General features: G+C 58.1%; 17 protein-coding genes. 7 read left to right on the top strand and 10 right to left on the bottom strand.

What is annotated here, in order from left to right:
* The coding region (locus GXP58_00665) for a TolC family protein (protein NOY52114.1) at nt 1-1,329 on the bottom strand (1,329 nt) is incomplete at its 3' end.
* Nucleotides 1,326-1,652 carry a winged helix-turn-helix transcriptional regulator gene (locus tag GXP58_00660; protein NOY52113.1) on the bottom strand — a complete coding sequence of 109 codons (327 nt, stop codon included), beginning with the start codon at nt 1,650-1,652 and terminating at the stop codon, nt 1,326-1,328. The genes GXP58_00665 and GXP58_00660, both read right to left, overlap by 4 nt.
* 249 nt (nt 1,653-1,901) lie before the next feature.
* Between GXP58_00660 and GXP58_00655 the strand changes: the two genes are divergently transcribed.
* The 4 genes from GXP58_00655 to GXP58_00640 all read left to right on the top strand — a co-directional run bounded on the left by GXP58_00655 (nt 1,902) and on the right by GXP58_00640 (nt 9,577).
* Complete coding sequence (locus GXP58_00655) at nt 1,902-3,179, top strand: TIGR03790 family protein (GenBank protein ID NOY52112.1); 1,278 nt, start codon at nt 1,902-1,904, stop codon at nt 3,177-3,179.
* Between the two features lie 150 nt (nt 3,180-3,329).
* A complete protein-coding gene (locus tag GXP58_00650) occupies nt 3,330-4,532 on the top strand; it encodes an acetate/propionate family kinase (GenBank protein ID NOY52111.1) in 1,203 nt (400 codons plus the stop codon).
* Between the two features lie 19 nt (nt 4,533-4,551).
* Entirely contained in the window at nt 4,552-6,915 is a 2,364-nt protein-coding gene (locus GXP58_00645; GenBank protein ID NOY52110.1) for a phosphoketolase family protein, read from the top strand.
* A 136-nt stretch (nt 6,916-7,051) separates the two neighbouring features.
* Nucleotides 7,052-9,577 (top strand): glycosyltransferase family 1 protein, encoded by a 2,526-nt coding sequence (locus tag GXP58_00640; GenBank protein NOY52109.1) that lies wholly within the window; start codon nt 7,052-7,054, stop codon nt 9,575-9,577.
* Here the strand turns inward: GXP58_00640 and GXP58_00635 are convergent.
* The 4 genes from GXP58_00635 to GXP58_00620 are packed head-to-tail and all read right to left on the bottom strand — an operon-like array spanning nt 9,549 to nt 13,846.
* Nucleotides 9,549-10,382 carry a hydrogenase gene (locus tag GXP58_00635; GenBank protein ID NOY52108.1) on the bottom strand — a complete coding sequence of 278 codons (834 nt, stop codon included), beginning with the start codon at nt 10,380-10,382 and terminating at the stop codon, nt 9,549-9,551. The genes GXP58_00640 and GXP58_00635 overlap by 29 nt on opposite strands.
* Entirely contained in the window at nt 10,379-11,407 is a 1,029-nt protein-coding gene (locus GXP58_00630) for a hypothetical protein (protein NOY52107.1), read from the bottom strand. Before GXP58_00630 ends, GXP58_00635 begins: the two co-directional genes overlap by 4 nt.
* 29 nt (nt 11,408-11,436) lie before the next feature.
* A complete protein-coding gene (gene fdhF, locus GXP58_00625) occupies nt 11,437-13,515 on the bottom strand; it encodes a formate dehydrogenase subunit alpha (protein NOY52106.1) in 2,079 nt (692 codons plus the stop codon).
* A gap of 13 nt (nt 13,516-13,528) precedes the next feature.
* The gene (locus tag GXP58_00620) at nt 13,529-13,846 is read right to left on the bottom strand and encodes a hypothetical protein (protein NOY52105.1); all 318 of its coding nucleotides are present in this window, start codon (nt 13,844-13,846) and stop codon (nt 13,529-13,531) included.
* A 202-nt stretch (nt 13,847-14,048) separates the two neighbouring features.
* Between GXP58_00620 and GXP58_00615 the strand changes: the two genes are divergently transcribed.
* Both GXP58_00615 and GXP58_00610 read left to right on the top strand, forming a co-directional pair.
* The gene (locus tag GXP58_00615) at nt 14,049-14,321 is read left to right on the top strand and encodes a BrnT family toxin (GenBank protein NOY52104.1); all 273 of its coding nucleotides are present in this window, start codon (nt 14,049-14,051) and stop codon (nt 14,319-14,321) included.
* Entirely contained in the window at nt 14,311-14,532 is a 222-nt protein-coding gene (locus GXP58_00610) for a CopG family transcriptional regulator (protein ID NOY52103.1), read from the top strand. The genes GXP58_00615 and GXP58_00610 overlap by 11 nt, the downstream gene beginning before the upstream one ends.
* 192 nt (nt 14,533-14,724) lie before the next feature.
* On the opposite strand, the gene hcp is transcribed toward GXP58_00610, so the two are convergent.
* From hcp to glpK, 4 genes are all read right to left on the bottom strand, one after another.
* Entirely contained in the window at nt 14,725-16,395 is a 1,671-nt protein-coding gene (gene hcp / locus GXP58_00605) for a hydroxylamine reductase (protein NOY52102.1), read from the bottom strand.
* 295 nt (nt 16,396-16,690) lie between these two features.
* Entirely contained in the window at nt 16,691-16,891 is a 201-nt protein-coding gene (locus GXP58_00600; protein NOY52101.1) for a cold-shock protein, read from the bottom strand.
* 192 nt (nt 16,892-17,083) lie between these two features.
* Nucleotides 17,084-17,578, bottom strand: coding sequence for a ferritin family protein (locus GXP58_00595; protein NOY52100.1), 495 nt, complete (start codon nt 17,576-17,578; stop codon nt 17,084-17,086).
* A 61-nt stretch (nt 17,579-17,639) separates the two neighbouring features.
* Nucleotides 17,640-19,145 (bottom strand): glycerol kinase GlpK, encoded by a 1,506-nt coding sequence (gene glpK / locus GXP58_00590; GenBank protein NOY52099.1) that lies wholly within the window; start codon nt 19,143-19,145, stop codon nt 17,640-17,642.
* Between the two features lie 208 nt (nt 19,146-19,353).
* On the opposite strand from glpK, the gene rpsF reads away from it, so the two are divergent.
* Entirely contained in the window at nt 19,354-19,710 is a 357-nt protein-coding gene (gene rpsF, locus GXP58_00585) for a 30S ribosomal protein S6 (protein NOY52098.1), read from the top strand.

The raw sequence follows: 19,710 nt of genomic DNA, 5'->3' as shown, positions 1-19,710 counted from the left end.
CAGCCCCTCATCAATGGTGCCCGCAGCGAGCCGGTAGTCCACGACCGCCTTCTGCATATCGAAGAGTGCAGCCAGCTCGTTCGCCCGGGCGGACAGCCAGGCCCCCTGGGCCAGAAGGCTGTCCGTCACGGTACCATCCCCCTTCCGATACCGGAGATCTTCGATCCGGTAGGTCTCCTCTGCGGTCTTCCTGGCCGAAGCGGCCACCTCAAACCGATGCCGGGCCTCCCGCATACCGGAAAGGGCATGCAGGATCTCGGTCCGGGCCTTGAGCTTCGCCTGCCGGAGCTCTTCCTCGGCAGCAGAGAGGCGGGCTTCGGCCTGCGCGGCCTGGGCCGAGATCGTGCCGCCGCTGAAAAGGTTGAGATTCACGACGACCCCCCCGGACCAGACCTCTTCGCCGCCCTGTCCGCCGCTTCCGGTCTTCTTGCCGTAATCCGTCACCAGGTCCACCGAAGGGAGATGCAATCCCCGGATCATTTCGACTGTGGCCGCCGCCTTCCGAACCTTTCCGATCGCCATTTGGATATCGGGGCGTTTTTCGATCAGGGTCTTTGCGATTTCATCCTCGGTCGGAACGGATCCGGGCGCCGGGGGCGCCAATGTGCCTACCGCCTCGGGTTCCCGGGAGGGTTTCCAGCCGAGAAGCAGGGCGAGGGTCTGTTGCGACCGCCTCTGATCCTCCCGGCTTTGGATCAATGCCTGTTCCTGTTCGGCCACCTGGGTCTCAATCCGCATGAGATCGACCGGGGCGATTCGTCCAACCTTCAGCTTGAGCGCCGCATCTTCTCGTGCCTTCTTCAGCGCCGTCAACGTTTCCTCTTCCGCTGCGGTCAACCCCTTGAGATAGAGGATCCGGTTGAAGATGTTGGTGACATCGGCCAGCAGGTCCTGGGTCGTCAGCCGGAGCCCGGACTTGGAGATCTCCCTGGAGAATTCGGCGACAGTCACCGCACGTTTGAGACGACCGCCTTCATAGAGAGGAAGCCGGAAGGTTACACCGGCGCCGTATTGATCGCGACTAAAGGCCGGAGGGGTCTTCATATTAAAGCTCTTGATCGGGATCACCACCTGGGGATCGCTCAACCGTACGGCCCGGGCGTACAGGTCGATCCGGGGAAGCCGCTTTCCCCGAGCGGCTCTTCTTCCCTGACTTGCAGCCTCAACATCCTGACGGCTCCGGGCAACCAGGGGGCTTTCGGTCAGTGCGGTATGGAAAGCCTGGTCAAGGGTCAGCGCCTCCCCGGCATCGGAAACCACCGGATAGAGGAGGAGCAGGCAGGCCAGGACCGCAACGTGGAGTCGTGACGTGAAGAAACCTTTTCTCATGATTTGACCTTTAATCCCTTCAACATGTTTGCGGATCGTTTGACCTCATTTTCAACGATCTTCCGGGCCAGATCGAGGATCCGGAAGACCTCGGGGTGACGAACACTGTAGTAATTGCTGGTGCCTTCCTTGCGTAGATTCACAATCCCCGCGTGTCGTAACGAGGCAAGATGCTTGGAAAGATTGGACTGCTCCTCCTGGAGCGCTGGGATAATCTCACAGACACAGCGCTCCCCCTGACGGAGCAGCTCCAGGATCTGCATCCGGGTCGGTTGAGCAAGCGCCTTTAACACCGCCGCTTGGCGGATCATGATCTCGTTCATGCGAACCCTCTCTTTAATTAACATTATATGACCATATACTCATATAATCATAAATGTCAAGCACTTTCCGATACCATTGACACGAAATTTGAAAATCCCCCTTGTGGATTCCCGAAACAAAATGTATCTTGATTTTACGGATGTAGTCCGGCCTTGCACCCGATGGCTACGGATGGATGGAGCCATCGGGAAAAAACCTTCATTAGATTTTATAGAGAGGGCGTTACGCGTATAAAATATCTCATCACCATGCCTGCACAAATCTTCTCACTCCTGTTGCTTTGCTTCTTTTCTGTGGTCGTTCCTCTGTCGACACCGGCGGAAGCCGTTCTCCTCCCGGAAGAGATCCTGGTCCTGGTGAATTCCCGCACCTCCGCATCGGTGCGACTGGGGAAATTCTACATGGCCCGGAGGCACATTCCCGCCGGACATCTTTCCGCCCTTGACATGCCGAAAGGAGAACAGATCTCCCGGCGTGACTATGCGCGGTTGATCGCTGCCCCCCTTAGAAAGATCGTGAGAAAGCTTCGCTCCCGGGGGGAGAAGATTCGCTGTATCGTGACCACCTACGGCGTCCCCCTCCGGATCGGCCCGCAACGCCCCGCCGGGGTTTCGGACGGGGAGGTCCGGGCGGTACGGAAATCCGTCCGGAAAAAGAAGAAGGCGTTCTCCGTTCTTCAAAAGGATCGGAAAAAGGGGAGCCTGCGGAGATTGAAGGAGGAGATCCGCAGGGTAAATGCACAACTCAATCATCTTTCCGGCAGGGATACCGTTGCGTCGGTGGACTCCGAACTTGCCCTTCTTCTTTCCGTTCCCTATCCGCTTGCCGGGCCGCGTCCCAATCCCGATTTCCTGGGAAATCGAGAAAAAGGCGGCAGGAAGAAACCGGTATTGCTGGTGAGCCGATTAGACGCCCCGACGGTCGCACTGGCCCGCGGCCTGGTTGAAACGGCAATCCGGGTGGAAAAGAGAGGGCTTTCCGGCAAATTATACCTCGATGCCAGGGGACTGAGATCCGGCAAGAGCGCTTACGGGAATTATGACGAGAATATCCGGAGAACCGCAAAAATCCTCCGGAAGGCAGCCTTTCCCGTGGTTCTGGATAGTCGGCCGGAACTCTTCGGGCCGGGCGACTGCCCCAACGCGGCACTCTATTGCGGATGGTACAGCCTTGCAGAATACCGGGATGCCTTTACATGGGTCAGGGGCGCAGTGGGGTACCATGTGGCCAGTGCCGAATGCAGATCCCTGCACGGGAAGAAAGGGAACTACTGGGTAAAAAGAATGATTGAAAAAGGGGTGACGGCAACCCTGGGGCCGGTGGCGGAGCCCTATCTCGCGGCCTTTCCACCCCCCTCGATTTTCTTCCCCCTGCTCATGACCGGGCGCTATACCCTCGTGGAGGTTTTTGCACTGAGCAACCCTTTTCTCTCTTGGCGGATGGTCCTGATCGGAGACCCGCTCTATACCCCCTTCAAGAACCGTCCCGCCTATTTCCTGTTGACCCCTCCGCCGCCGCCGGCTTGACAGAAACCGGGAAAGGGGATAAACCATGAAGCACTGTTCCACCGGAATTATGAAAGAGAAAATGACGATTCTGCAAAATCTCTCTGCTAATTTCGGATGGCATGAATGTTGCGCGTTTCCTCCACCCCCGGCTTGGAGTGACGGATCTTCATGGAAGATGAACACCGGAAAAAGATCCTGACGATCAACAGCGGCTCTTCCAGCATCAAGTTCTCTCTCTACCGAATGGAAAAAGAGGAGGAGCGAATCCTGACGGGAGAGATGCAGGGAATCGGACCGGACGGGGGTCTCTTTTCCGCCCGGAACGGGGAGGGCGAAACGTGGATCCATGAGGAACGTTCCCTTCCCGACCACGGGACGGCGATGCGGCTTCTCCTCGACCGGCTGCGGGGGCAGGCCCTCGATCGGGACCTGGACGCGGTGGGGCACCGGGTGGTACACGGGGGCATTCGCCACAGCCGGCCGGAACGGATCACCCCCGGGCTGCTCGCGGAGCTGAAACGCCTGACCCCCTTCGTGCCGGAACATCTCCCCCACGAGTTGTCCGCCATCGAAACGATCGGCCGGGACTATCCCGCCCTGGCCCAGGTTGCCTGCTTCGACACGATGTTTCACCGCCGGATGCCCCCCGTGGCCCAGCGATACCCGTTCCCGGGAGATTTGTTCGGGAATGGAGTCCTCCGATACGGATTTCACGGTCTTTCCTACGAATATATCATGGAGGTGCTGAAACAGGAGGCGGGCCGGGAGGCGGCCGCCGGCCGCATCATCATCGCCCACCTCGGACACGGCGCCTCCATGGCCGCCGTGCACAAAGGACAGTGCCTCGATACGACCATGGGCTTTACCCCGGCCGGGGGACTGGTCATGAGCACACGATCCGGGGATCTCGATCCCGGCCTGCTTCTCTACCTTCTGGAACAGAAGCGAATGACACCCCGGGAGCTGAATGAGCTGGTGAATCGCAGGTCCGGCCTTCTCGGGGTTTCGGGAACTTCCGGCGATATGAAGGAATTGCTGGCAAAAGAAGAAAAAGATCCCCGGGCCAAAGATGCCGTGGACCTTTTCTGCTACCAGGCCCGGAAGTTTCTCGGAGGGCTGACGGCAGCGCTGGGCGGGCTTGACACCCTTGTCTTCACCGGGGGGATCGGAGAGCATGCCGCAAAGATCCGGCGGCGCATCTGCGACGGACTGGAATTCCTGGAACTCACGCTTGATCCGGAGCGGAACCGGAGCCATGCGCCGATCATCTCGGCGTCCGGTTCCCGGGTTACGGTCCGTGTGACCCATACGAATGAGGAGCTGATGATCGCCCGGCATACGGCCTACCTGCTCCGTAATGTAGCACCATAAAACCACAGTGGAGGCTGCCATGAATCAATCGTTGTCACAGGAGGAACTCAAGAAGATGGACGCCTACTGGCGGGCGGCCAACTATCTTTCGATCGGCCAGATCTATCTCTATGACAATCCGCTGCTCAGGGAATCCCTGTCGCTTCCGCACATCAAGCGCAGACTCCTGGGGCACTGGGGGACCACGCCGGGGCTGAATTTTATCTACGTTCATCTCAACCGGATGATCCGTGAACGGGATCTCAACATGATCTATATCGCCGGCCCCGGCCACGGCGGTCCGGGCCTGGTGGCGAATACCTACCTGGAGGGGACCTACAGCGAGTTCTATCCGAACATCTCACGGGATGCGGAAGGAATGAAGAAGCTCTTCCGGCAATTCTCTTTCCCCGGCGGGATTCCGAGTCATGTCGCCCCGGAGACCCCCGGCTCCATTCACGAGGGGGGGGAACTCGGTTACTCGGTCGCACACGCCTTCGGCGCCGTCTTTGACAATCCCGATCTGGTTGCCGCCTGCGTGGTGGGAGACGGGGAGGCTGAAACCGGACCTCTTGCCACGGCCTGGCACTCGAACAAATTTCTCAATCCGGTTCGTGACGGCGCGGTACTGCCCATTCTGCACTTAAACGGCTACAAGATCGCCAATCCCACGGTCCTTTCCCGCATCCCTCATGAGGAGTTGAAGGACCTCTTTGTCGGCTACGGTTACAATCCCTTCTTCGTGGAAGGAGAGGAACCCGAGTCAATGCACCGGGTCATGGCCGAAACCCTGGAGACGGTGTTCGACGAGATCAAAACCATACAGGACGAGGCCCGGACCCACGGCCTGGCCGGCCGGCCCCGCTGGCCGATGATCATCCTGCGGACCCCCAAGGGGTGGACCGGCCCCCAAGAGGTCGATGGGCTCAAGACCGAGGGGTTCTGGCGGTCGCACCAGGTCCCCTTTGCCGAGATGGCGACCAAGCCCGAACATGTCACGCTGCTCGAAACATGGATGAAGAGCTACCGGCCGGAAGAACTCTTTGATGAGAAGGGCACCCTGCGTCCCGAATTGGCCGAACTTGCCCCGAAGGGGGAGCGCCGGATGGGGGCCAATCTCCATGCCAACGGGGGGATCCTGCTCCGCGATCTCAAACTGCCGGACTTTGAGGAGTATGCCGTCGAAGTCGCGGAGCCGGGCCGGGTGACCGCCGAGGCGACCCGGGTGATGGGCCGCTTCCTGCGGGATGTGATGAAAAGCAATATGCACAATTTCCGTGTCTTCGGTCCGGACGAGACCGCCTCGAACCGCCTGAGCGCCCTGTTTGAAGTGACGGACCGGACCTGGATGGACCCGAAGATTCCCGAGGATGACCATCTTGCGCCGGACGGCCGTGTCATGGAAATCCTGAGCGAGCATACCTGCCAGGGCTGGCTGGAGGGGTATCTCCTGACCGGACGGCACGGTTTCTTCTCCTGCTACGAGGCCTTCATCCATATTATCGATTCGATGTTCAACCAGCACGCCAAATGGCTCAAGGTCACGGAGACGGAAATCCCCTGGCGTCGCCCCATTGCCTCCCTCAACTACCTGCTTACCTCCCATGTCTGGCGCCAGGACCATAACGGCTTTTCCCACCAGGACCCCGGCTTCATCGATCACGTGGTCAACAAGAAGGCCGGCATCGTCCGGGTCTACTTCCCCCCCGATGCCAATACCCTCCTCTCGGTCACCGATCACTGCCTGCGGAGCCGGAACTACGTGAACGTCATCGTGGCCGGGAAACAGCCCTCCCTCCAATACCTCGATATGGATGCGGCCGTCAAGCACTGCTCCTCGGGGATCGGGATCTGGGAGTGGGCAAGCAGCGATCTCGGTGCCGATCCCGATGTGGTCATGGCCTGCGCCGGGGATGTTCCGACGTTGGAGACCCTCGCGGCCGTGGATCTTCTCCGTGAACATGTGCCGGATCTTAAAATCCGTGTGATCAATGTGGTGGATCTCATGACCCTCGAGCCGAAGGAAGAACATCCTCACGGGCTTTCCAACAGGGATTTCGATGCCCTCTTCACCCGGGACAAGCCGATCATCTTCGCCTTCCACGGCTATCCCTGGCTGATTCACCGCCTGACCTACCGGCGGACCAACCACGGAAACCTGCACGTACGGGGTTACAAGGAAGAGGGAACCACGACCACCCCCTTCGACATGGCCGTCCGCAACGATCTGGACCGGTTCCACCTGATGGCGGACGTGATCGACCGTGTGCCGAAACTCGATGCCGTCGCAGCCTATACCAAACAGTTCGTGCGGGACCGGCTGATCGAACACAAGGAATACATCCGGCGGTACGGTGAAGACATGCCTGAAATTATCGAGTGGCGATGGAAGGGGGACAGTTGAGAAGCGAGGGGCAGAGGCACACAGGCACAAAGGGTAAGACAAGATCAAAAAGCAAAATCTGAAAGCGGCCTCTCGCGAAGGACGCCAAGGACGCAAAGCAAATCAGAAGCGAAAAACATGCACAAGGAGCAAAGCCATGGAGACCGCACCCTTTTTCCCGAGAAAACTTCCCCCCGGGCTGGAACCCTGTGCAGACCTGGTAACCGATCTGCGCTGGATGTGGAGCCATGACGGGGACACCTTCTGGAATGACGTGGACCCGGAGACCTGGGAGCGAACCCGCAACCCTTACGTGGTCCTGCAGAACCTTTCCAGGGAGCGGCTGGAGGAGCTGGCGGGGGATGGGAAATTCAGGAAAGAACTGGAACGTCTGGCCGAAGCCCGTACGGCATATCTCGGCTGTTCCTGCTGGAGCCATGGAATCTTCGGGGAGACCCCTTTGCCCACGATCGCCTACTTCAGCATGGAGTTCGGCCTCAGCGAGGCCCTTCCCATCTATGCCGGGGGCCTGGGGATCCTGGCGGGGGACTATCTCAAGGGGGCAAGCGACCTCGGCGTGCCGGTGGCCGGTGTGGGCCTGCTCTATCAGGAAGGCTATTTCCGGCAGGTCGTCGATGCCGGTGGCCGCCAGCAGGAGATCTATCCCTATAATGATCCGGCGAGCCTCCCTATTACACCGGTCATCGCGGGAAACGGCTCCTGGCTGCACGTCGCTTACGACTTCCCCGGACGAACCGTCCGTTTTCGCGTCTGGAAGGCACAGGTCGGCCGGGTCCTGCTCTACCTGCTCGACAGCAACGACCCATTGAACAGCCCGATGGACCGGGGGATTACCGGCAAGCTCTACGGCGGCGGGCACGAGATGCGCCTGGCCCAGGAGATCGCCCTGGGGATTTGCGGCTGGCGGCTGATAGAGGCGCTCGGTCTTCCCATCGAGGTCTGCCATCTCAACGAAGGGCACGCGGCTTTCGTGACGCTGGAACGGGCCCGGCATCTCATGGAAAAAGAAGACCTCGACTTCCGGGACGCCCTCCGGACAAGCCGTCCCGGAAATATCTTTACCACGCACACGCCGGTGACCGCCGGTTTCGATCTCTTTTCCCGGGATCTCCTGGAAAAATATGGCCGGGATTATGCCGCAAGCTTAGGCGTTTCTCCTCATGAACTGGCCGCCCTCGGACGCCGGGATCCCGATGACAGCAAGGAACCGTTTAATATGGCCTACCTGGCGCTCCGCACCTGCGGCACCATCAACGGGGTCAGCCGCCTGCACGGGAAGGTCAGCCGACGAATTTTTCAGGATCTTTTTCCCCGATGGCCGGAGCAGGAAGTGCCGGTCACGCACATTACCAACGGGGTCCATGTTCCCTCCTGGGACTCTCCCTGGGCGGATGAGGCCTGGACACAGGTCTGCGGCAAAGACCGGTGGAAGGGGACACTAAAAACCCTGACCGGAGCGATCCTGAGCAAGATGAGTGATGAGGATCTCTGGTCCTGCCGCCGCGCGGAACGGGCGGATCTTGTCCGCTACGCCCGCAGGCGCCTTGCCCGGCACCTCGGACAGCAGGGACTTCCACCGAACCGGGTGGCCGAGGCGGAGAAGGTCCTCAATCCGGACGCACTGACCCTCGGATTTGCCCGCCGTTTCGCCGAGTACAAACGTCCGAATCTCCTGCTGATGGATCCGGAACGCCTGATTCGTCTGCTCCGCGATTCTGCACGGCCCGTGCAAATCATCGTGGCCGGCAAGGCCCACCCGCAGGATGAAACCGGCAAAGAACTTGTGCGGCAATGGACCCGGTTCGCGGAACGGCCCGAGGTACACCGTCGTGTGGTTTTTCTTGAAGATTACGACATGGACCTGGCCCTGGAAATGGTCCAGGGAGTCGATGTCTGGATCAACAATCCGCGGCGCCCCTGGGAAGCCTCGGGGACGAGCGGCATGAAGGTCCTGGTCAACGGCGGACTCAACCTGTCGTCCCTCGACGGCTGGTGGGCAGAGGCCTACTCCCCCGAAGTGGGGTGGGCGCTGGGAGACGGCCGGGAACACCCTGCAGGGGAGTGGGACCGTCTTGAAGCCGAACAGCTCTACCACCTCCTCGAAGAAGAGGTCATACCTGAGTTCTACAACCGGAACGGGAATGATCTCCCGGAAGCCTGGATCCGCCGAATACGGGCCAGCATGGCCCACCTCACTCCTCGTTTCAGCAGTAACCGGATGGTCCGGGAATATGCTGAAAAGATCTATCTCCCTGCGGCCGCGGCCTTTCAACAGAGAATGGAGAACCGGGGAAGCCTGGCGAAAGAACTCCGGAACTGGGAAGAGACCCTGACCCGGTTCTGGAACAGAATTTCATGGGGGAAGTTCAACGCACGGCAGGAACCGGACGGCTGGTCCTTCGAGGTCCTGCTGGAAATCGGCGGGATTCCTGCGGACTTTGTGCAGGTACAACTCTACGCGGAATCCGCGAATTCCGAAAAAGCGGTACGGCAGGAAATGAACCACGAGGCCCCGGCTCCCGGTACTCCAAGCTGGGAGCGGTATACCTGCCGGATCAGGACATCACGTCCGGCCGGGGATTTCACACCGCGCCTGCTTCCCTATCATCCGGAGGCACAGGTCCCCCTGGAGCTCAACCTGATCTCCTGGTATCCCCGGTGATTCGGTTTTCAATGATTTCCCGGTAGGTAAATACGGGACCGTCGGTGCAGATATATTTGCCGCCCGCATAGCAGTGGCCGCACTTGCCGACACCGCATTTCATGTGGGCCTCCAGGGTGGTAATGATCCGGTCGTGCGGTATCCCCATGCGGTGCAGGTCACGGGTGACATTTTGGATCATGATCCCGGGTCCGCAGAGATAGGCTACGGTGGATTGCATGTCGCTCCGGATGTCGCCGAGCAGATCGGTGACCAGCCCGACATGGCCGCTCCAGCTGCCGTCACCCCGGTCGACGCACAACTTCACGTTGATTCCCCGCGCGGTATAGTTTTCGATCTCTTCTTTGAAAAGAATCTCCTCCGGTGTCCGGGAACCGTAGATCAGCGTCACCCCGCCGTATCCTTTTCCCGGAACCGTGAATTCGTAGAGGAGGGGCCGGAGCGGCGCCATGCCGATCCCCCCTGCAACAATTACGATCTCGGCCCCCTCGGCGATCTCAAGGGGAAAGCCGTTCCCGTAGGGCCCCCGCAACCAGAGTTGATCCCCTTCCTGCAGATGGTCTATCGCGGAGGTGACATGGCCGGTCCTCCGGATGCACAGCTCCAGCCACTCACCTGCTTCGGAATGGGAAGCGATGGAAATCGGGACCTCCCCCGCTCCCCAGAGAGAGACCATGAAGAACCGGCCCGGCGGGCAGACCGTCCCCTCCGGCAGGGAGAACCGGTAAAGATGGACATCGGCCGTCTCCTTCACAATCGACCGGATTTCAGCAGAAAAGGGGGTGTAGATGTTATGAGACTTCACGGCTGCTCCACCCCTTTGGTCAGTTGCATCCCCACCGTCGCCATATCGATCACGCCGGGGCAGGCAAGGGTACACCGACCGCATCCCACGCAGCCGAAGGCCCCGATCTGCTCCGGTGCATGCAGAATCTTATGCTCATACCACCGTTTTGTCCTCTTCACCCGTTCCCGGTTCGGCAGGACCCCTCCGGCCATTCTCGTAAATCCCTTGAAGAGACAGGTGTCCCAGACTCTGCACCGCTCGACGGTACCGCCCTCCTTCCGGTCGAGGACGTTGAAGCAGGTACAGACCGGGCAGACATAGACACAGCCGCCGCATTCGAAACACCGTTTCGTGACTGACTGCCAGAACGCCTCGGGCACCTCCCCCGCGGCCATGGCCTTCCGGGCCCCCTCCAGGTTCATCCGTTTTTCAAAACAGGTCCTGGAGAGGTGGATTGCTTCATATTGATCTTCATAATCTGTTTTTGAGGGGTTCCTGAAGAGGTATCGAAACTTCCGGAGCAATTTTGCGGCGCGGCCGGATGCGGTCTCCACAAAATAGCGGGATCCGAGATCGGTCAACTGGATATCGTATCCCTCATGCAGGAAAGGGCCTGTGCCGAGGTTCATGCAGAAGCAGGTCGGATCGGGCCGGTTGCAACCGACGGAGACAAGAATCGTATTTTCCCGTTTTCTTTCATAGTAGGGATCGTGAAAATCTCCACCCATGAACCGATCGACTCTGTGCAATGCCGCGACATCGCAGGAACGGAGTCCGAAGATGACCGTGGGGACTCCGAGGACCTCTTCCCGGACCTTTCCTTCCCGGCACCGGAACATTACCTCCGTCTGCGGGAAGAAGAATTCCTTGACCGAGGGGAGGCACGCCGGACCATCAAGCTGGATCTCGTGAATATTGCCGACCTCCTTATAGACCGGATCCCCCGCAATCGTAACCATGGGAGCGATTAGTCTCCGCTCCTTACGGATCTGCCGCAGCCAGTAGGGGAGATGGTTCTTGTCGAGGATACAGGCCTTGCCCATGTTTCGGTTGCTCCGTGACGACAAAGCCGTCAGTGATGAAGAATCTTTTCCTGTTCTTTTTCCGGATGTCGACCGGCGGTCCGGGGTTCCACCCGGACGGCACAGACCTTGAATTCCGGGATCCCCGCTTCGGGATCGGTGGCGGCACATGTCAGAAGGTTCGCCGCCGCTTCCCGGAAGTGGAAGGGGAGGAAGACCGTTCCCGCCGGGGTCTTCTCCGTCAGGAAGGTTCGGACCGTCAGGGTGCCCCGTCGGGAGGTGATCCGGACGATTTGTCCGTTCCGGATGCCGCGACCTTCGGCATCGGAAGGATTCATCTCAACAAAACATTCCGGCTCCTCCCGTTCCAGTGTGGAGGTCCGTCGGCACATCGTCCCGGTATGATAATGGAAATAGATCCGTCCGGTCGTCAGCAGCAGGGGATAATCTCCGTCAACCGGCTCGGCCGCCGGAATGAATTCCACGGGGATGAACCGACCGAGACCCCGGGCGAACTTCTTCCGGTGCAGGTAAGGGGTCCCCTTATGGTTCAGGTCGGGACAGGGCCACTGGAGCCCGAAATTTTCATGGAGCCGGTGGTGAAGCATCCCGCCGTAGGAGGGGCTCAAAAGGGCGATCTCCTCCATGATCTCGTAGGTCCCGTGGTAGGACATGGGATAGCCCATGCGGTTTGCAAGCTGACAGAGGATCTGCCAGTCCGGCAGGCTCTCCCCAAAGGGTGAAAGCGCCTGCTCGGCCTTCTGTACGCGCCGCTCCGTGTTCGTGTAGGTGCCGTCTTTTTCCGCATAGCTCGCGGCGGGGAGGACGACATCGGCGATCTTTGCCGTCTCGGAGAGAAAGATGTCCTGGACTACCAGAAAATCGAGTCGGCTGAACGCCTCCCGAACGTGGTTCAGGTCCGGATCGGAGAGGAGCGGGTTCTCCCCCATCACGTAGAGGGCACGGATCTTCCCCTCCGCCATGGCATCGATCATCTCCGTCAGGGTCATCCCCGGCCGGTCGGGAAGCGGGGTTCCCCAGGCACGGGAGAATTTCCGCCGCGCAGCGGGATCGCTCACCTCCTGATAGCCCGAATAGAAATCGGGAAGCGCCCCCATGTCGCAGGCCCCCTGCACATTGTTCTGCCCCCGCAACGGGTTCAACCCGGAAAAAGGCTGCCCGATATGACCCGTCAACATGATCAGGTTGGCACAGGCCCGGACATTGTCCACCCCGCAGATATGCTGGGTGATCCCCATGGCATAGAAGAGCATGGAGCGCTGCTGCGTCGCAAAGATCCGCGCCGCCTTGCGGATCATTCCCGCAGGAACACCGGTGACCTTGGCGCCGACGGATGGCGTGTAAAAGTTGACAACATTCATCAGGCCATCAAAATTTTCCGTGCGCCGCTTCACGAATTCGATATCCACCAGCCCTTCGAGGATGATCACATTCATGATGCTGTTCAGCAAGGCAATATCCGTCCCGCTCCGATGCCGTAGATGAATCCGGGCAAACTCGGCGATCTGGGTCCTCCGCGGGTCGGCAACAATCAGGGTCGCGCCCCGGTCCACGGCACGGAGCATGTGCATCCCGATCATGGGATGCTGTTCGGTCGTGTTGGAACCGATCACGAAGAGGGTCTTTGCCTCATCAATCTCGGCAATGGAATTGGTCATGGCGCCCGAGCCGAAGGTTCCGGAGAGGCCGCCCACGGTGGACGAATGGCATAGCCGGGCGCAGTGATCGATGTTGTTCGTCCCAATGACCGCGCGGGCGAATTTCATCATGAGATAGTTTTCTTCATTGCTGCACTTTGCGGAACTGAGAAAACCGATCGAATCGGGACCGTATTCAGCGGCAATGGCGGAGAGCCGGGAGGCGGTCAGGTTCAGCGCATCCCGCCAGGAGGTCCGGACCCGGCCCCGTTCCGTTTTCCGGAGGGGGGAGGCCAGCCGGTCGGGATGGTGAATGAATTCGTGGGCGTTCCACCCCTTCACGCAGAGCATTCCCCCGTTGACCGGATGCGCCCGGCTGGGGGAGACGCCGGTGATCCGGTTGTGGGACAAATGCAGATAAAGACCGCACCCACACCCGCAGTAGGGACAGATCGTATAGACTTTCTTCATGCCCGTCAGTATATCACAGCCGGGGGAAATTGAGAATTGTCCCGCACGCAGCAAGATCCCGTCCCCGCCCTTCAAGGATCAGTGCAGACCGTTTCTCCGATAGAGCCAGTCGTGCCGTCTGCTGAAAAAGTCTTCCGTCCCGGATCGAAGCAGCAAAATCGGGGAGGCGCTTCCGCTCGAAAAGGAACAGACCATCGACCACATAATCTCCTAACGGAAGGCGACGGAAGGAGACCTCCACCTCTTCAAGAGAACCGAGGATTTCAGGCAGTCCGCTGCGGGCTTCCCGGTCATCAATAACCACTGAAACCTTCCGGCAATCATCCGACATGGCCATACCTCTCTGCTTGTCATTGACAACATAATTAGGAAAAACTAACAGGAAAATTGAATCGGGTCAAGAAGTTGAAGCGTTGTACAGAGGCACTGGGATAAGAGCCAAGAGCAGACTTGACCCCTTTTGCTGGTTGACCCCTTTTGCTGGTTACGTTAGCAAACATAATGGTTGACTTTTAGTATAATTTAAGTATATTATATATACCATTATGGAGTTTGAATTCGATAACCGAAAAAACCGGATGAACAAGAAGAAACACGGGATCGATTTTGTTGAAGCTCAAACTTTATGGAATGACCCGGATCGAATCGAGATTCCTGCGAAAACCATTGACGAAGAAAGATTTTTGGTCATCGGTAGAATCTCCGGCAAATGCTGGTCGTCGATCATAACTTACCGAAACGAACGCGTCAGGATTATTTCCGTGCGCCGATCCCGCAAAGAGGAGATTGAAATTTATGAAAGCTAAGGATCTGGATCAAAAGTTTGATTCCGGGGAAGATATTACGAAATTCCTTGATCTGTCAAAAGCGAGGAGACCCGGCCAGAATCAGAAGAGGGTCAATGTGGACTTTCCGGTATGGATGATTCATCGCCTGGACAAGGAAGCGAAACGACTTGGCGTGCCTCGACAGTCGATCATCAAGATCTGGATTGCTGAAAGGTTGGAAAAGGTTTGAATCCCGCCCGGCCTTACATTATTCTGTTCTCCGTGCCTCCCGGTACAGGGTTCATTCACCGTCCTGCGACTGACACCCATCGCAATGGTTATCAGGGGATATGCCATCGGCATCCCCGCGTTCATCGTCCCAAATAAAAAGGATCGGTGCATGATCTGCACCGATCCTTCTTGTTTTACACACCTGGAGAGGTTACGCCTCCGTGCAAACTTTCTCTTCCATGATCTCCGCCAGGTCGAGACAGGGGGTGGAAATCGGTTTGACGTCGAAGTTTTCCACCAGGTAGTTGACGACGTTGGGGGAGAGAAAGGCCGGAAGGGTCGGTCCGATCCGGATCCCCTTGATCCCGAGGGCCAGGAGCGAAAGCAGGATGACCACGGCCTTCTGCTCGTACCAGGAGAGAATGAAGGAGAGAGGCAGGTCGTTGACGCCGCAGTCGAAGGCCTCCGCGAGGGCTGAAGCGATCTTGATCGCAGAGTAGGCGTCGTTGCACTGGCCGATATCGAGAAGCCGGGGAATCCCGCCGATGTCGCCCAGGTCGAGATGGTTGAAGCGGAACTTCCCGCAGGCAAGGGTCAGGATCACCGTATCCTTCGGAGCCTTCTCGACAAATTCGGTGTAATAGTTCCGCCCCGGTTTGGCGCCGTCGCAGCCGCCGACGAGGAAGAAGTGCTTGATCGCCCCACTCTTGACCGCCCCGACGACCTTGTCGGCGACGGAGAGGACGGCATTGCGGGCGAAACCGGTGGTGAGGGTTGTCCCTCCCTGGTCCTCGGCGGAACCCCCAAGGGCCTTTGCTTTCTCGATGACGGCGGAGAAGTCCGTTCTCTTCACGTGGGTGATCCCCGGCCAGGCGACAAGACCGGTGGTGTAGACCCGGTCCATGTAGCTTTCCTTCGGTTTCTGGATGCAGTTGGTGGTAAAGAGGATCGCAGCGGGGATCCCGTCGAATTCCTTCCGCTGGTTCTGCCAGGCCGTGCCGAAGTGACCGGCCAGATGTGTATATTTCCTGAGGCCCGGATATCCATGTGCCGGGAGCATCTCTCCGTGGGTGTATATATTGATGCCTGTCCCTTCCGTCTGCTTCAGGAGCGCTTCGAGATCGACAAGGTCATGGCCGGTGATAATGATGGCCGGTCCCTTCTTCAGCCCCGTCCGGACCGGTGTCGGTTCGGGGTGGCCGAAGCGTTCCGTGTGCCCGGCGTCAAGGAGTTCCATGGCCGTAAGATTCATGGTGCCGCACTCCATGTTGAGCCCCAAAAGGGCCTCCATGGCAATGTCCGGAGCACAAACGGCGGATAAGGCCTTGTGAAAAAAGGCGTAAACGGAATCCTCTTCCTTGCCGAGGAGGGCCGCATGATCGACGTAGGCCGCCATCCCCTTGAGGCCGTAGATCAGGAGTTCCCGGAGGGAACGGATATCTTCATCGGCGCCGTTTGTGACACCTACTCCTTCAAGATTCCCGGCTTCGTTAAGGAGGACCTCGATCGACTCCGCCGGTTCATAGAGCGCGGGCGCCGGCCACGCCGTTTCATTGACCTTTCCGCCCGATTTCCGTTCCGCCTCCCGGTAAAGATCGGCGGCAATCCTGCGGATCCGTCCGCCTTCCCGAATCCATTGTGCCAGACGGTCGGGATCGAAATCTACATTGGTGACGGTGGTGAAAAGGGCCTTGGCGATATAACGATCAACCCCTTCGTTCTTCTCGCCCAATCCCCGTGCATGATGGGCAAGCCATCCGATCCCCTTTGCCTGGTAGATCATCAGATCCTGCAGGGCGGCGACCTTCGGATCCTTGCCGCAGACCCCCACCTTTTCACACCCTTTTCCCTGTGCCGCCTGTTCGCATTGATAACAGAACATACTCATTGAAACCTCCTTCTTGCGTGATAAATGATTTGACAAACTGTGAACAACCATCAAACTTGATGCGAGTATAGAGGAGTCTTCCTGCTCTGCATAGGATCTATATCACAATTATGATTAAAAAATACGAATATGCACATATAAAGCAAACCGCATCCAACGATTAACGGGACCGATCAAACATGGAACTCCAAAAAACCGATGCTGATACTTCAAGGATGTAAACACAAAAAAAGCCCCTTGGAGGTTGAATCCATGGGGCCTGTATTGTTTTTCGGGAACAGATGAGGAATTAAAGCTTAACGACGTTTGCCGCCTGGGGGCCTTTCTGGCCGTCGACAATATCGAATTGAACCTTTTCCCCCTCATTCAGAGACTTGAATCCTTCATCCTGAATGGCGGAAAAATGTACAAACACATCCGGGCCGTTTTCCTGCTCGATAAAACCAAAACCTTTTGAATCGTTGAACCATTTTACCGTACCTTCTGACATAACTCTTTTCTCCTTTACCCCCGTAATGAAACTTTTGTGCCACCGAGCTGTTTCTAACGGCCTACAGGTAAGTCCGAACCCTTTCTTGCAGGTGTGCGAAATGTTTTACCTGATTCACACGAAAGATGCAGCCACTCTTACATCCTGAATTTCCTTTTAGCACAGGGTGTACATAAAAGCAAGGAAAAAAATCTATTCCGCCTCCTTTATTTTCAGGGTCTTTTTGATCTCCGAGAGTTTCAGTACATGCTCTTTTTCCTGCATGATCAGTTCGTTGAGGACGGGCATGTCGTCATGCTCCATGGCGTCCCGTATGCCGTGCAGAAAGATCAGGGTCTCCTTTTCAAACCGGATCGCAAGGTCGAGGGCCTCCTGAACGGTTGCCGCCTTGCCGGCCAATTCCCTGAAGAGGTCCTGTTTGGCAAAAACATTCTCTTCCACCAGGGCTTCGAGGTAGAGGGCGTATTCGCCGGGATAGGCTTCCGGCGGCGTGAAGCCGCCGATGATCTCCCGGATCCGGTCGAAAGAGGCAATGTGCTTCTCCTCTTCATTGGCCAGGGCATTGAAGGCGTTTTTCACCGTTATGTATCCGGTCTGCTCGGCCAGCGTCCGGTAGAGCTTCTCGCCGTTCTTCTCGATCCGGATGGCAATCTCTACAATCTCCTGTCCGGTAAATTTCTGCGTCATACGGGTCTCCTCTCGCAAAATATAATATCAATGATTCCTCTATAACATAAGTGAAGAATTTTCACAATCCTGCCGCTGAATCCTGTGCCCACCCCTTCGATCGTTCCACAGCCTTCCGCCATCCGTTGTAAAGAATCTCGCGACGCTCCTCCTTCATGACCGGTACAAAGACCTTTCCCACTTTCCGTTTTGCGGCAATCTCCGAACGGTCCTTCCAGAGTCCGACGGCCAGTCCGGCCAGGCAGGCCGCCCCGAAGGCTGTGGTCTCCAGAACTTGCGGACGTTCCACGGGGCGTCCCAGCAGGTCCGCCTGAAACTGCATGAGAAAATCGTTGGCGGCGGCGCCTCCGTCAACGCGAAGCGTCTGCAACGTTATGCCGGTATCGGCCTCGATGCAGCCGAGAAGATCGCTGGACTGATAGGCCATCGCCTCCAGCGCCGCCCGGACAAGATGATTCCGGTTGGCCCCCCGGGTAAGGCCGACGATGGTTCCCCTCGCATAGGGGTCCCAGTAGGGGGCGCCGAGTCCGACAAAGGCGGGGACGAGATAAACCCCGCCCGTATCGGGGACGGCGGAGGCGAGCGCCGCCGAATCGGCAGCGGATTCAATGAGGTGGAGTTCGTCCCGGAGCCATTGGATGGAAGCACCGGCCATGAAGATGCTTCCCTCAAGGGCATACTCGACCCGGTCGTCGACGCCGCAGGCAATGGTGGTCAAAAGGCCCGACGGAGACGGCACTGCCTGCTCCCCCGTATTCATGAGGAGAAAGCACCCCGTCCCGTAGGTGTTCTTGGCGACCCCCGGCCCGAAACAGGCCTGGCCGAAGAGGGCCGCCTGCTGGTCGCCGGCGATCCCGGCAATGGGGATCTCGGCGCCGAAGAGTTCCTTTGCCGTCGTTCCATAGAGGGCGCTCGACGGTTTGACCTCCGGGAGCATCGACGGCGGAATACCGAAACGTTCCAGAATCTCTTCATCCCAGGCGAGGTCATGGATATTAAAGAGCAGGGTCCGGGAGGCATTGGTGTAGTCGGTGATGTGGACCGATCCCCCGGTGAGATTGTAAACCAGCCAGGAATCGATGGTGCCGAAGAGGAGTTCCCCTCTCTCGGCCCGCTCCCGTGCCCCCTCCACATGGTCGAGGATCCATTTCACCTTGGTGCCGGAGAAATAGGCATCGGTCACAAGACCTGTCTTCGCCCGTATCCGTTCTTCCCACCCTTCCTCTTTGAGTTCATCGCAGAAGGAAGCGGTCCGCCGGCACTGCCAGACGATGGCGTTGCAGAGCGGTCTTCCCGACCGGTCCCAGACGACGGTTGTCTCCCGCTGGTTCGTGATCCCGATGGCGGCGATTGCCTCCGGGGGGATGCCGCACCTCTGCAGGACATCTCGTACGACCCGAATCTGTGAGTTCAGGATTTCCATCGGGTCGTGTTCCACCCATCCCGGCCGGGGATAGATCTGTCGAAATTCACGACTCTCCGAGGCGACAACCTCTCCTTCCCCGTTGAAGAGGATCGCCCGGGAGCTTGTCGTTCCCTGGTCGAAGGCCAGAACATGGTCCGCCATCCTGATTCTCCTTCCTATCACGTCTTTTCCGTATGGCCGTACACTAATTCCTGCCGCATTCTTTGTCAACAAAACACCGGAAAAAACTTGCTTCCTCTCCCGGATTATGCTAAAAGGTACATTCTTCGCAGGCCGGTGGGTCTGTATTCTATCCATAACTCCTTGCTCCGGAATGTGTCCGGGGCTATAGACCCGTAAGGAGGTGAACATGAACTACTACGAGTCGATCTTTATTCTCCAGCCTGATCTTCCTTCGGAACAGTCGGAAAAAATCACCGAACTCATGAGCGGCATTGTCGAGAAACAGGGCGGCAGGATGCACATCGTGGAAGACTGGGGGGTCAAACGTCTGGCCTATGAAGTCAAAAAACAGAAAAAAGGCCATTACGTTCTGATGCAGTTTGCCGGCGAACCCGAAGGCATTCGTGAATTAGAGCGAAATTACCGGGTCAATGACGGCGTCATCAAATACATGACGCTCCGCATTGATGAGGACAAGCTTCAGACGATCACCCCGAAAGAGGAGTCGACCGCCCCGGCGGAAGATGCAGAAACAGGAGAATAA

Source organism: Deltaproteobacteria bacterium, assembly GCA_013151235.1.
In the GTDB taxonomy this organism is placed as follows: domain Bacteria; phylum CG2-30-53-67; class CG2-30-53-67; order CG2-30-53-67; family CG2-30-53-67; genus JAADIO01.
This window is presented reverse-complemented; position numbering and strand designations above follow the sequence as displayed.